Origin of the sequence: Pseudomonas sp. SCPG-7 (assembly GCF_002156405.1) — a bacterium.
In the GTDB taxonomy this organism is placed as follows: domain Bacteria; phylum Pseudomonadota; class Gammaproteobacteria; order Pseudomonadales; family Pseudomonadaceae; genus Aquipseudomonas; species Aquipseudomonas parakoreensis.
Genome location: NZ_MVOO01000004.1, coordinates 404,432 through 417,213, shown reverse-complemented (window position 1 = coordinate 417,213; position 12,782 = coordinate 404,432). Strand labels below are relative to the sequence as shown.

14 protein-coding genes are annotated in these 12,782 nt (G+C 59.3%); 5 read left to right on the top strand and 9 right to left on the bottom strand.

The window, feature by feature from the left end:
* The first annotated feature begins 36 nt into the window (after positions 1-36).
* On the top strand, positions 37-1,224 hold the full coding sequence (cfaB, locus tag B1722_RS11300; RefSeq protein WP_041073826.1) for a C17 cyclopropane fatty acid synthase CfaB: 1,188 nt from the start codon (positions 37-39) through the stop codon (positions 1,222-1,224).
* A gap of 42 nt (positions 1,225-1,266) precedes the next feature.
* Here cfaB and cls read toward each other — a convergent pair whose 3' ends face one another.
* On the bottom strand, positions 1,267-2,706 hold the full coding sequence (gene cls, locus B1722_RS11295) for a cardiolipin synthase (RefSeq protein WP_041073828.1): 1,440 nt from the start codon (positions 2,704-2,706) through the stop codon (positions 1,267-1,269).
* Positions 2,707-2,838: 132 nt separating this feature from the next.
* Between cls and B1722_RS11290 the strand changes: the two genes are divergently transcribed.
* Positions 2,839-3,357, top strand: a complete 519-nt coding sequence (locus B1722_RS11290; RefSeq protein WP_027610324.1) for a DUF3617 domain-containing protein — start codon at positions 2,839-2,841, stop codon at positions 3,355-3,357.
* A gap of 94 nt (positions 3,358-3,451) precedes the next feature.
* Here B1722_RS11290 and B1722_RS11285 read toward each other — a convergent pair whose 3' ends face one another.
* Genes B1722_RS11285 through folE2 form a run of 6 tightly spaced genes read right to left on the bottom strand, consistent with a single transcriptional unit; the run spans position 3,452 to position 8,646 of the window.
* Complete coding sequence (locus B1722_RS11285) at positions 3,452-4,771, bottom strand: dihydroorotase (protein WP_086792521.1); 1,320 nt, start codon at positions 4,769-4,771, stop codon at positions 3,452-3,454.
* Positions 4,772-4,774: 3 nt separating this feature from the next.
* The gene (locus B1722_RS11280; RefSeq protein ID WP_086792519.1) at positions 4,775-5,335 is read right to left on the bottom strand and encodes a DapH/DapD/GlmU-related protein; all 561 of its coding nucleotides are present in this window, start codon (positions 5,333-5,335) and stop codon (positions 4,775-4,777) included.
* Complete coding sequence (locus B1722_RS11275) at positions 5,332-6,207, bottom strand: metal ABC transporter substrate-binding protein (protein ID WP_086792518.1); 876 nt, start codon at positions 6,205-6,207, stop codon at positions 5,332-5,334. The genes B1722_RS11280 and B1722_RS11275 overlap by 4 nt, the downstream gene beginning before the upstream one ends.
* Positions 6,208-6,218: 11 nt before the next feature.
* The gene (locus B1722_RS11270) at positions 6,219-7,085 is read right to left on the bottom strand and encodes a metal ABC transporter permease (protein ID WP_041073836.1); all 867 of its coding nucleotides are present in this window, start codon (positions 7,083-7,085) and stop codon (positions 6,219-6,221) included.
* Entirely contained in the window at positions 7,085-7,753 is a 669-nt protein-coding gene (locus B1722_RS11265) for a metal ABC transporter ATP-binding protein (RefSeq protein WP_086792516.1), read from the bottom strand. Before B1722_RS11265 ends, B1722_RS11270 begins: the two co-directional genes overlap by 1 nt.
* Positions 7,750-8,646: a GTP cyclohydrolase FolE2 gene (folE2, locus tag B1722_RS11260; RefSeq protein ID WP_086792513.1), complete on the bottom strand. Its 897-nt coding sequence runs from the start codon at positions 8,644-8,646 to the stop codon at positions 7,750-7,752. Before folE2 ends, B1722_RS11265 begins: the two co-directional genes overlap by 4 nt.
* An 84-nt stretch (positions 8,647-8,730) precedes the next feature.
* Between folE2 and B1722_RS11255 the strand changes: the two genes are divergently transcribed.
* Positions 8,731-9,933: an N-acetylmuramoyl-L-alanine amidase gene (locus B1722_RS11255; protein WP_086792511.1), complete on the top strand. Its 1,203-nt coding sequence runs from the start codon at positions 8,731-8,733 to the stop codon at positions 9,931-9,933.
* On the opposite strand, the gene B1722_RS11250 is transcribed toward B1722_RS11255, so the two are convergent.
* Positions 9,930-10,307, bottom strand: coding sequence for a glutamine synthetase (locus tag B1722_RS11250; protein WP_086792565.1), 378 nt, complete (start codon positions 10,305-10,307; stop codon positions 9,930-9,932). The two genes, B1722_RS11255 and B1722_RS11250, sit on opposite strands and share 4 nt — an antisense overlap.
* 234 nt (positions 10,308-10,541) lie before the next feature.
* On the opposite strand from B1722_RS11250, the gene zigA reads away from it, so the two are divergent.
* Together zigA and B1722_RS11240 are read left to right on the top strand one after the other, a co-directional pair.
* On the top strand, positions 10,542-11,747 hold the full coding sequence (gene zigA / locus B1722_RS11245) for a zinc metallochaperone GTPase ZigA (protein WP_041073843.1): 1,206 nt from the start codon (positions 10,542-10,544) through the stop codon (positions 11,745-11,747).
* A complete protein-coding gene (locus B1722_RS11240) occupies positions 11,747-12,397 on the top strand; it encodes a DUF1826 domain-containing protein (RefSeq protein WP_041073845.1) in 651 nt (216 codons plus the stop codon). Before zigA ends, B1722_RS11240 begins: the two co-directional genes overlap by 1 nt.
* A gap of 4 nt (positions 12,398-12,401) precedes the next feature.
* Here B1722_RS11240 and B1722_RS11235 read toward each other — a convergent pair whose 3' ends face one another.
* Positions 12,402-12,758 carry a hypothetical protein gene (locus B1722_RS11235; RefSeq protein ID WP_041073847.1) on the bottom strand — a complete coding sequence of 119 codons (357 nt, stop codon included), beginning with the start codon at positions 12,756-12,758 and terminating at the stop codon, positions 12,402-12,404.
* Between the last annotated feature and the right edge of the window lie 24 nt (positions 12,759-12,782).

Sequence of the window (12,782 nt, the reverse complement as noted above, 5' to 3'; positions counted from 1 at the left end):
CTCAGATCTGACGTCTGAAACAAGGGGGGATTTTCCATGCTCGCGCAACTTCCACCGGCCTTACAGAATCTGCAGCTTCCGCTTCGCCTGCGACTCTGGGACGGCCATGAGTTCAATCTGGGGCCGACGCCCAGCGTCACCATCGTGGTCAAGGACCCGACGATGGTCACCCAGTTCACCCATCCAAGCCTCGACGCGCTGGGGGCGGCGTTTGTTGAAGGCAAGCTCGAACTGGAGGGCTCGATCAGCGAGGTCATCCGGGTCTGCGACGAATTGAGCAGCGCCTTGCTCGATGAAGATGAAGGCGCTCAGCCAGTGCGTGCAGTGCACGACAAGGAAACCGACGCCAAAGCCATTTCCTATCACTATGACCTGTCCAACGCGTTCTATCAGCTGTGGCTGGACAGCGACATGGCGTATTCCTGCGCGTATTTCGAAACGGGCAGCGAAACCCTGGAGCAGGCGCAGCAAGCCAAATTCCGCCATCTGTGTCGCAAGCTGCGTTTGCAGCCGGGCGATTACCTGCTGGATGTCGGTTGCGGCTGGGGTGGTCTGGCGCGTTACGCCGCACGTGAATTCGGCGCCAAAGTCTTCGGCATCACCCTGAGCAAGGAACAGCTGGAACTGGCCCGCGAGCGCGTCAAGGCCGAAGGCCTGGAAGACCAGATTGAACTGCAATTGCTCGACTACCGCGACCTGCCGCAGGACGGGCGTTTCGACAAGGTGGTCAGTGTCGGTATGTTCGAACACGTCGGCCACGCCAACCTCGCCGAATACTGCAAAGTCCTGTTTGGCGCGGTGAAGGAGGGCGGTCTGGTGATGAACCATGGCATCACCGCCAAGCACACCGACGGCCGCCCGGTGGGACGCGGTGCCGGCGACTTCATCGAGAAATACGTGTTCCCCAACGGCGAGTTGCCACACCTGGCGATGATCTCGGCCGAGATCAGCGAAGCCGGGCTGGAGATTGTCGATGTCGAAAGCCTGCGCCTGCATTACGCGCGCACGCTGGATCACTGGAGCGAGCGGCTGGAGGATAACCTCGAGGCCGCCGGGAAACTGGTGCCGGATCAGGCGCTGCGCATCTGGCGCCTGTATCTGGCCGGGTGTGCCTACGCGTTTGCCCGGGGCTGGATCAATCTGCATCAGATTCTGGCAGTGAAGGCTCATCCGGACGGCAGTCATGAACTGCCCTGGACCCGTGACGACATCTACAATCCTTGATGCCTGAACCCTGCCCTCTCCCTTGGAGAGGGTGATGGGCTTCTAGAGAATCGGTGAAATAAGCCGGGCGATCCGCATGCCGAGCTGTTGCAGGCGGTGGATCTCCCGGCTTTCCTCTTTGGCAACTTCATAAGCCTGCTCGAAATCATCGTTGAGCATACGTTCCACGCGGGCGGCGAATTCGCTGTCGACGGTCAGTAGCATCACTTCGAAATTCAGCCGGAACGAACGGTTGTCCAGATTGGCGCTGCCGACGGCGCTGATCTCGCTGTCGATCAACACCACTTTCTGATGCAGGAACCCCGGTTCGTAGCGGAACACCCGCACGCCGGCGCGCACCGCTTCGAATGCATACAGGCTGGACGCGGCGTAGACGATGCGGTGATCGGGGCGCGATGGCAGCAGCAGGCGCACGTCGACGCCGCGCAGCACCGCCAGACGCAACGCGGCGAACACGGCTTCATCGGGAATGAAGTACGGGCTGGTGATCCACACCCGCTCGGTTGCGGCGTGGATCGCTTCGACGAAGAACAGCGAACAGGTTTCGTAGGCGTCGGCCGGGCCGCTGGCCAGCAACTGACAGAGCACGCCGTCGTCCGGGTAAACGTCCGGCAGGATCAGCGGCGGCAATGTGCGCGCGGCCCAGAACCAATCCTCGGCAAATGACTCCTGCATGCAGGCCACGACCGGCCCGCGCACTTGCACATGGGTATCGCGCCATGGCGCCAACGGCGGCTTCTCGCCCATGTATTCATCGCCAACGTTGTGCCCGCCAACAAAGCCGAGCACGCCATCGACCACGACGATTTTGCGGTGGTTGCGGAAATTCACCTGGAAGCGATTGAGCCAGCCGCTACGTGTGGCGAAGGCTTTGACCTCGACACCGCCATCGCGCAACGCCTGTACATAACTGTGGGGCAGGGCGTGGCTGCCGATGCGGTCGTAGAGCAGATAAATCGCCACGCCTTCGGCAGCTTTCTTCAGCAACAGATCGCGCAGGCGCTGTCCGAGGCGGTCGTCATGGATGATGAAGAACTGGATCAGTACGGCTTCGCGCGCTTGATCGATGGCCTGGAAAATCGCCTCGAAGGTCGCGTGGCCATTCACCAGCAGTTGCACTTCGTTATTCGCCAGGCATGGCATCCGCCCCAGTTTGGGCATGGCCCGTAGCGAGGCATAGGCATTTGAGGCGCGGGCGGTGAGGGCTTCTTCGACCCACGGTCGCCAGTTCAACTCGGAAATTGCCTGACGCATCTGTTCGTTGGCCTGGCGCCGTGCCTTGATATAGCCGTCGAATGTGCTGCGGCCGAAAACCAGATAAGGGATGAGTGTCAGGTAAGGAATGAAAATCAGCGACAATGCCCAGGCGATCGAGCCTTGGGCGGTGCGAACGGTCAGCACCGCGTGGATCGCGGCGATCAAGCCGAGGCTATGTATGAGGGCGATCAGATAGCCAAAAATGTGCGGTCCAAAATAATCCATGGGGCAGCCTTGCTCCTGAAGACTCAATGCGTAACAGACCATGTTCCGAGGCGAATGTCGCTATTTAATTGGTGCATGAACCGAAGCAATCGGCCGACGTCTAACGGCCACTACTGATCAGGAGTTTTTTCGATGAACGTTCGTCTGCTGGGTTTGGCGCTGGGCCTGGGTTTGGCAATGCCGGTGGTTGCGCAGGCGCAAATGCTGCAGCCGGGGTTGTGGGAAATGACCTCGAGCAACGTCAAGGTCGATGACCAGCCCATGGATGTGCAATCGATCCTCGGCCAGTTGCAAGGCCAGATGACCCCGCAACAGCGTGCGGCGCTGGAAAAGAACGGAATCAACATCGGCGGCAAGGGCATTCGTGCCTGCCTGACGCCGCAGCAGGTCGCGACCAACGATATTCCGCTGGCCGATCCGCAGTCGGGCTGCAAACAGCAGATCACCGAGCGCACCGGCAACCAGTGGAAATTCCGCTTCAGCTGCCCGAAAGCGCAAGGCACGGGTGTCGCGACGTTCCTCAGTGATCGTGAGTTCACCACCGTGGCCAACGGCACGTTCAATGCGATCGGGATCAACCAGAAGGGCAGTCTGGAAACCCGTGCGGTGTGGTTGGGTCAGGATTGCGGCACTGTGAAGCCAAGAGCTTAAAAGCTTCGCGAGCAAGCTCGCTCCCACAGGGACAGCGCGTTTCCTGATGGGAGCGAGCCTGCTCGCGAAGACGTTCTGTCAGACACCTGATCATTCAGCGCATAAACCGCAGCGGCAGCCCCTGACAGCTTTCGTTGATGCGCTGCTTCCGCCAGGCAATCTGCCCCGACACCAACGTGGTATTCACCCGATAGCGAAAAGTCTTGTCAGCGAACGGCGTCCAGCCGCACTGTGACAGAATCGGTTGCCGCGACACTTCAAGAGCCGCTGGCTCAACCAGCACCAGATCCGCCCAATACCCCTCACGCAAATAACCCCGATCCGGAATCGCAAACAGATCCGCCACGCGATGGCTGGTCTTTGCCACCAACGTGGTGATCGGCAGCACGCCATCGGCCACCAGTTCCAGCAGTGCCGGCAAGGCGTGTTGCACCAGCGGTAACCCGGACGGTGCTTCGGTGTAAGGACGCTGTTTTTCCGCCCAGGTATGCGGTGCATGATCGCTGCCGATCACATCCAGCCGGTTGCTCAGCAGCGCCGCGCGCAAGGCGTCTCGGTCGGCCTGGGTCTTGATGGCCGGGTTGCATTTGATCAGGTTGCCGAGTGCTGGATAGTCGCGGTCATCGAACAGCAGGTGGTGCAGGCAGACTTCAGCGCTGATGTGCTTTTGAGTGAGAGGTTTGTCTTCGAACAGCTCCAGCTCGCGAGCGGTAGTCAGGTGCAAAACGTGCAGGCGGGTGCCGTGACGTCTGGCCAGTTCCACCGCCAACGAAGAGGATCGGTAGCAAGCTTCGGCATCGCGGATCAGTGCATGGATATTCGCCGGCAGGCGTTCACGCAGACGTGCTGCATTGGCCTCGATGCTTGGTGTGTGTTCGCAATGCGCCAGCAGAATCGTCGGCACTTCGGCGAATAAGCGTTCGAGAATCTTAGGATCATCCACCAGCATATTGCCAGTGGACGCGCCCATGAACACTTTGACCCCGGCCACTTCGCAGGGGTTGAGCGCGGCCACGGTGTCGAGGTTGTCCTGACTGACACCGAAGTGAAATCCGTAGTTGGCCACGGAGTTGATCGCCGCCCGACGCTTTTTATCCGCTAGCGCTTCGAGGGTAAGCGTGGCCGGTTGGGTGTTGGGCATGTCCATGAAACTGGTGATGCCACCCGCCACCGCTGCGCGCGACTCGGAGTGAATACTGCCCTTGGCCGGCGCTCCCGGTTCGCGAAAATGCACCTGATCATCAATCATCCCCGGCAACAGCCATTGGCCATTGGCGTCGATCTCCACACGGGCATTTTCACCGTCGATGCGGCCCGCGATCTTGACGATGCGACCATGGCTGACCAACAGATCACCGTCAAACTCGCGCCCTTCATTGACCAGTCTGGCGTTGCGAATCAGCACGCTGCTCATGGCTCAGAACTCGTTCTGCAAGGCTTTGTAGCCGCGTACCAGATCGACATTGGTGCGCGCCACGTCTTCGGAAAACTCCGAGGCGCTGACACTCACTGGCGGGAACTGCGAGAGGTCGGTGTTGGGGCCGATGCGGGTGGTGGAGGGCACGTAGAACGCGTCCGGTAAATCACGGCCATCGACCACCGAGTTGTGCCGTACCACACAGCCGTCACCGACCACGCAATTGAACAGCACGCTGTTGAATCCGATGAACACCCGGTCGCCGACTACGCACGGGCCATGCACGATCGAGCGGTGAGCGATCGAGGTGAATTCGCCGATGGTCACGGCAGCGCCGGATTTGGAATGGATCACCACGCCGTCCTGGATGTTCGAATTGGCGCGGATGGTGATCGGCTCCATCGTGCCCGAAGCGTCTACTTCGTCGGCGCGGATCACCGCGTAGGGGCCGACGAACACATTCTCGCCAATGACCACCTTGCCGCAGATGATCGCGGTTTTGTCGACGTAGGCCGACTCGGCAATTTGCGGCAAATCGCCTGAGGGATTTTTGCGGATCATGGTTGGCTCAGTGCGTCATAAAGGGTGTTGAGGTTGTATTCGAACAGTCCGGTAAAGGTGCTGGCCGGGCCACTGGCGGCGAGGGCATCGGAGTACAACGTGCCGCCGATATGCGCGCCGCTTTCATCAGCGATTTGCTTGAGCAGGCGCGCGTCCTTGATGTTTTCCATGAACACCGCTTTGACCTTGGCCTGACGGATCTGCGTGATCAGTGCGGCGACTTCGGCGGCCGATGGTTCGCGCTCGGTGGAAAGACCTTGCGGCGCCATGAAGTCAATGCCGTAGGCCTGCCCGAGATAACCGAAGGCGTCGTGGCTGGTGACGATCTTGCGATTGCCCGGTGGCAGCGAGCCGAGCTTGGTCTTGGCTTCGGCGAGCAGGGCGTAGATCTGTTTCAGGTAGGTCTTGCTGTTGCGTTGATAGTCGGCCTTGTTCGCCGGATCGGCAGCGATCAGCGCCTTGGTGATGTTGGCGATGTACAGCTCGGTGTTGGCCAGATTGTGCCAAGCGTGCGGGTCGGGAATGGTTTCACCGTCTTCATCGAGCGAGCGCGGAATCACACCGTGGCTGGCACTGATGAGCGGGGCTTGGGTGCCGGTGCTGGTCACCAGTCGATCGAGCCATGGTTCGAAACCGAGGCCGTTCTTGATGATCAGCTTGGCTTTGAGCAGCGCTTTGGCGTCGTCCGGTGTTGGCTCATAGGTATGCGCATCGGCGTCCGGGCCGACCATGTTGGTGATCTGGATATGCTCGCCGCCGACCTGATGCACCATGTCGGCGAGGATGCTGAAGCTGGTGACCACCGGCAATTTTTCCGCCGCCGATAACGACATCGACAGCAGCAAGCTGAACAACACGAGTAGAACGCGCATCGGGAAACACCTCATTGGGATGTGAGCAAAGGCGGGCGGCGCAGCAGCCCGTGAACCGGTCCGAACACCACGGACAGCAAGTAGGCGAACCCCGCGACCAGCACGATGGCCGGCCCGCTGGGCAGCGAGTAGTCGAACGACAGCAACAATCCGAGCCACACCGACAGGCAGCCAATGAGTGCGGAGATGGCAATCAGGCTCGGCAGACGACGACTCCAGAACCGTGAGGCAGCGGCAGGCAGCATCATCAGACCGACCACCATCAAGGCGCCGATGGCCTGGAAACCGATCACCAGATTGAGCACCACCAAGGTCAGGAACACGCCGTGGGCGAGAGGGCCGAGGCGGCTGACGGTTTGCAGGAATAGAGGATCGAGGGTGTCGAGCAGCAGCGGTTTGTAGATGACTGCCATGGCGATCAGGCTGAGGGCCGAGACCCATAACATGCCGTTGAGGGTCGGTCCGTCGACGGCGAGCGCCGAGCCGAACAGCAAGTGCAGCAAGTCGAGGCGTTTGCCAGCGATGCCGAGAATCAGAACGCCACTGGCGAGTGAGATCGGGTAGATCGCGGCGAGGCTGGCATCTTCGCGCAAACCGGTGCGACGGGTAATCCACGCAGCCAGCCCGGCCATGCTCAGGCCCGCACCCAGACCACCGAGCGTTAGCGCGGGCAGACTCAGGCCGGCGAACCAGAAGCCCAATGCGGCGCCGGGAAGAATGCCGTGAGCGACGGCGTCGCCGATCAGGCTCATGCGCCGCAGGATCAGAAATACGCCGAGCGGTGCTGTGCTGCAGGCCAAGACCAATCCGCCGAGCAGCGCTCGGCGCATGAACAAGAATTCGCTGAACGGTTGCCAAAGGTGGGCGACGGTGAGCATCAAGCCACCTGCGTGCCGGGTGTTTGCTGGATCAGTTCGACGCTGGCGCCAAACGCGCATTCGTGGTTTTTGATCAGCAGTGTCTGCGGGATGTGTTGGCGGACGGCGGCCAGGTCGTGGCAGACCACCAATAAAGTTCGACCTTCGGCGTGCCAGGCGTGGATGTGTTGCCAAAGCAATTGCTGACCCAGTTCGTCGAGCGCAACGTGGGGTTCGTCAAGAAGGAGTAGTGGCGCGTCAGCCAGACTCAAACGGGCGAGCAATGCGCGTTGCAGTTCGCCACCGGAGAGCGCCATCAGCGGGCGCTTCTCGAGTCCGCTCAAGTGCCAATTGTCGAGTGCGTGAGTGAGGCGCTGTGCGCGCAATTGCGTCGACAATCGACGGCCCCAGAACCCGGCAGCCACCAGTTCTTCCAGACTGATGGGAAACTGTCGGTCGAGGTGTTGCTGTTGCGGCAGGAATGACAATCCTCCTTGGCGTGGGACGCCTAGCGCAACTTTTCCGGTCAAGGGTTTCTGCAGTCCGGCGATGACTTTCAGCAGGCTGCTTTTACCGCAGCCGTTGGCGCCGACGATAGCGCTCAGACTGCCACTTTCCAGCGTGACCGTCAGTGGTGAAGTCAGCGGTTGCCCTGGCGCGCCCCAGCTCAAGGAATGGCAGCGGATCATGCGTGTTCTCGATGCCAGTGGCTTTCGGCGACGGCGTCGTGGGCGTGCAGACTTTCAGCGTGGATCACTCGCAGGTGGAATCCGCTGACACCAGGGCAGCGACGCAGGGCCAGATGGAGTCGTCGCGCGGCGTCCTCGCAGAACATCAGGTTCTGCCCGTTGGCCAGCGCGAAGGCTTGTTCGTCGGCGCGTTTCACGGCGGTTTGCACGGCGGTGCCCAGTGCGGCTTCAGCGTCATTGATGATCACGCTGAGGGGCAGCTCATCGATAAACTCGTCCAGATGCATGTGCAATTGCGCGGTGCTGCGTTGGCTGTGCGGAGTGGCAACGATGCCGTAGCTTGATCCAAGCCAAGCCAAAACTTCAGCGTGCTGCAGTGGCTTATTGGCAAAATCATCGATGAACTGCTGCTGGATCAGTTGCCTCGCTAATGCGGCTGAGCACGGGCAGGTCGAGGAGTAGGGCACATCGATCTTGAGTTCCACGTGGAACACTTTGTTTTTGAGGCTGGCAGAAATGCTCACTGGATAGCTTTTCCACCCCGCCAGTGGGCTGACCAACGCGGGTCGTTTCAGCAGCACTTCGCTGTGGATATTCAGGTAAGCATTGCTGGATAAGCCCTCGTGGCTCGCCAGAAAATCGTCCAGTACCTGATGCAAAACCCGTGGAGAAAGGTTCTGTTGCTCAAGCGTTGCCAAGGCCAGATACAACCGCGACATGTGAATGCCACGCGCCTCACCATCGTCAAGACTGACGCCTGCATCTGCCTTCGCGCTCAGACGTTGGCCATCCAATAAAACCGGCAAGGCAATGCCGCGCATTCCCACCCACTCAAGCGGTAATGCTTGTCGAGAGGCTTGAGTGGCGATATCCGGAAGTGTCAGCGAATTCATGTTCGGAACCATCGTGTTGACTGAATTGGATGTTACATTATAACAATTCAAATCACGATGCTTTTTTCATGAACGGGTTTTCATATGCACAGACGCCACTTGCTCAGTTTGTTTTTGGCCAGCGCAGCCTTGGCTCTGCCCTTCAGTGTCTCGGCAACCCAGGTGCGAAATGCGCGGCTCTGGCGTTCGCGTGAAAAGCTGCGACTGGTCTTCGATTTAAGCGGCCCGGTGCGTTACAAAACGTTCACGTTGAGCGCGCCAGAGCGTTTGATCATTGACCTGTCCGGGGCGAGTCTGAGTGGTGATTTCAGTCAATTGCCGTTAGCAGATACGGCCATTCGCTCGATCCGCGCCGGGCATTTTGGTCAAGGCGATACCCGGATCGTTCTCGATCTGAACACTCCCGTTCTATTGAACAGCTTTGTTTTGGCACCGCAGGATGGTCAAGGACACCGTTTGGTGCTCGACTTGGTGAACGCCGATAAAGTCCTGAGCACCGCAGTGGTTCCACGTGAAACATCCACGAATAACCATCACCTTAAACGCGACATCATTGTCGTGGTTGATCCCGGACACGGTGGTAAAGACCCTGGCGCCGTCGGCGCCAAGGGTGAGCGGGAAAAGGACGTGGTGTTGTCCATCGCCCAATTGCTCGCCAAACGTCTTAAAAAGGAGAAGGGCTTCGACGTGAAGTTGGTGCGCAATGACGATTTTTTCGTGCCCCTTCGCAAGCGTGTAGACATTGCCCGTCAGCACAAGGCCGACATGTTTATCTCCGTGCACGCCGATGCAGCGCCGCGACTGACGGCGTCGGGAGCTTCGGTGTATTGCCTGTCAGAAGGTGGTGCGACGTCAGCGACTGCACGCTTCATGGCACAGCGCGAGAACGGCGCGGATCTGCTCGGCGCGACCAGTCTGGTTAATCTCAAGGACAAGGATCCGATGCTCGCCGGCGTGATCCTCGACATGTCGATGAGCGCCACCATCGCCGCCAGTCTGCAACTCGGCAGCAGCATACTGGGCAGTCTGCAAGGCATCACCACATTGCATCAAAAGCGCGTGGAACAGGCGGGATTTGCGGTGCTGAAGTCGCCGGATGTGCCGTCGATCCTGGTAGAAACCGGCTTTATTTCCAACGCGCGTGACAGTCAGCGCCTGGTGACAACTCGACATCAACAGGCTATCGCTAACGGGTTGTTTGAAGGATTGCAGCGCTATTTCCAGCAGAACCCGCCAATCGACAGCTACATCGCTTGGCAGCAGGCGCAGCAAAAGGCGCAGGTTTAGCAGCCGGTGATCCGGCTGCAGGTGAACTTCGCGCTGCTGCCGCCTGAGCTGGAGAAGCGATTGATCGTCGTCCAGCCCACGCGACGGGTGTAGCCGACCCAGGCTTCGCCGTCAGAAGCGATGCCGGTGAAGAACGTCAGTTGGCCGAACCGACTGTTGGTCTGCGCCCAGTAGCGATTGCCGTCCTTTTCAAAGCCGCGCAGGTAAAACGTGCGGCCCACTGTATTTACACTGTAGGCGTTACCTTGCGCATCGACGCATGCCAGCAGGTTAGCGCTGTGTGTGCACTTGGCGAGCATTGGCGCTTGTCCCCATACGTTGGCACCCGACAGCAATGCCAGACTCATTAGCGAGCATTTCAGGACATTTTTCATCACGGTTCCCGACGGGCAGATGGCATGCAGCTTCATGCTCTTTATCGGTTTGGGCAAGAGCAGGTCTGGATAATTTGTGTTGTTATACTATAACATGAATTTTAATTGAGCCTGAGCCCGCCAATTTAAAGCGTCAGCTTCTGCCATCACGTTGTTTTGAAGCCTGAGAACGCGGTGCGTTACGCCAAATCCGGCATACACGCCCATCGGCCACCATCTGATGAGGATTATCCAATGTCATCTCCGCTCCCCGTGACCGTTCTTTCGGGCTTTCTCGGCGCTGGAAAAAGTACAGTTTTGAATTACGTACTACGTAATCGAGAAGGCTTGCGCGTTGCAGTCATCGTTAACGATATGAGCGAGATCAACATTGATGGCAGCGAAGTCCAACGTGATGTCCGCCTGAACCGTGCTGAAGAAAAACTGGTAGAGATGAGCAACGGTTGTATCTGCTGTACGTTACGCGAGGACCTGTTGGAAGAGGTCAGCAAACTTGCTCGCGAAGGCCGCTTCGATTATCTGCTCATCGAATCCACCGGTATTTCCGAGCCGCTGCCGGTCGCCGAAACCTTCACCTTCCGCGATGAGCTGGGTCAGAGCCTCGCCGACGTTGCTCGACTCGACACCATGGTCACGGTAGTCGACGGCGTGAATTTTCTCCTCGACTACCAGGCTGCCGAGAGCCTCGCGTCCCGCGGCGAGACCTTGGGCGATGAAGATGAACGCTCGATCACCGACCTGTTGATCGAACAAATCGAGTTCGCCGACGTACTGCTGATCAGCAAGATCGACCTCATCAGCCGCCAGGCGCGCGACGAACTCACGGCAATTCTCAAGCGCCTCAATGCCCAGGCGGAAATTATCCCGATGGTGATGGGCGAGGTGCCGCTGGAGAAGATCCTCAACACGCGCCGATTCGATTTTGACAAAGCCGCCCAAGCCCCGGGCTGGCTGCAGGAATTGCGCGGTGAGCATGTGCCGGAAACCACCGAGTATGGCATTGCTTCCACGGCTTATCGCGCACGCCGCCCGTTCCACCCGCAGCGCTTTTACAGCTTCATTGATCGTCCATGGATGAACGGTAAATTACTGCGCTCCAAGGGTTTTTTCTGGCTCGCCAGCAAGGTCACGGATGCGGGCAGCTGGTCGCAGGCAGGCGGCCTGATGCGCCACGGTTTCGCTGGACGCTGGTGGCGTTTCGTGCCGAAAAACCAATGGCCGCAGGATCAGGACAGTACCGCAGCAATCATGGAAAACTGGACGCCGAGTGTCGGAGATTGTCGTCAGGAGCTGGTATTCATTGGCCAGAACATCGATTTCGTACAGCTCAAGTCGGAGCTCGATGCCTGCCTGCTGACTGACGAAGAAATGGCTGCTGGTGTAGACGGTTGGCGCACGCTGCCGGATCCGTTCGGCCCTTGGCACGAAGAGGCCGCCTGATGCTTGCGCTCAAACTGCAGCAGAACCGAGTACGTCATCAGCATCAGGGGGCGACGCCGAAAACGCTGACGCGAATCCTCGAAGACGACGTCAATCTTGCGGTCTGGCAGCGCCAACTGCCGCTGCACATTGCCGATTTCGCAGCATTGTTGCTGTCGCTCAACGAGCCACTGGCGCAGTCGCTCTGCCTCGAATTGCCGGATGAAGACGGCGAGCCTGATCTCAGTGGACTGGCCGCCGGGTTCCGTGACCTGGAAGGCTATGAAGGCTTTGTCGCTGATCTGGGATGGCTGGTCAGTGCCTTCGCCTGCCTGCTGGGTGCACGGCGTATCGGCTTGCGCCTGCGGGTGCTGGACAAGGCCATGTGTCCGCGTTTCCACGTCGATCATGTGCCGGTGCGCCTGCTCACCACGTATGGCGGAATCGGCAGTCAGTGGCTCAAGGAGGGCGCAATGGACCGCGAGCAATTGGGTCAGGCGAACGCTGAGCCAAACGACATGGCAAACATCCAGCAACTGCACAGTGGCGACGTGGCGCTATTGAAAGGCGAAAAATGGCACGGCAACGAAGGCTTCGGTCTGATCCATCGTTCTCCGCAACTGCCAGCGGGTGAACGACGGCTGCTGCTGACGCTCGACTGGCTCGGTTGATGGCTCAAGGCTTGAGCCATTTACCCTGGCTCTGGCCTTCGCAATACGGCTTCAAATACGCCATGTCTGAAGCCACGCCGTAATAGTGGATATCCTGGCGATAGGGCATATTGGCGACTTGCGCGTTGCTGCACACGCCGAACGCGCCGCTCGGGCATTGATCGACGTACTGCACCTCGACTTTCTGCCCGGCCAGGGTCGGTTGGCAGAACCCGTCGCTGAACAGCTTCTCGGGAATACTGCGGTTTTGCTGGCAAACCTTGACGTCGAGTCGCTCGCCCTGACTGTGCACAACGCAGGCTTGAGCCAAGGCTTCGCTCGACAGCGACATCAACAGCAACGACCATCCCATCCAACGCATGTCCAATCCCCTCAGAAAACGCCC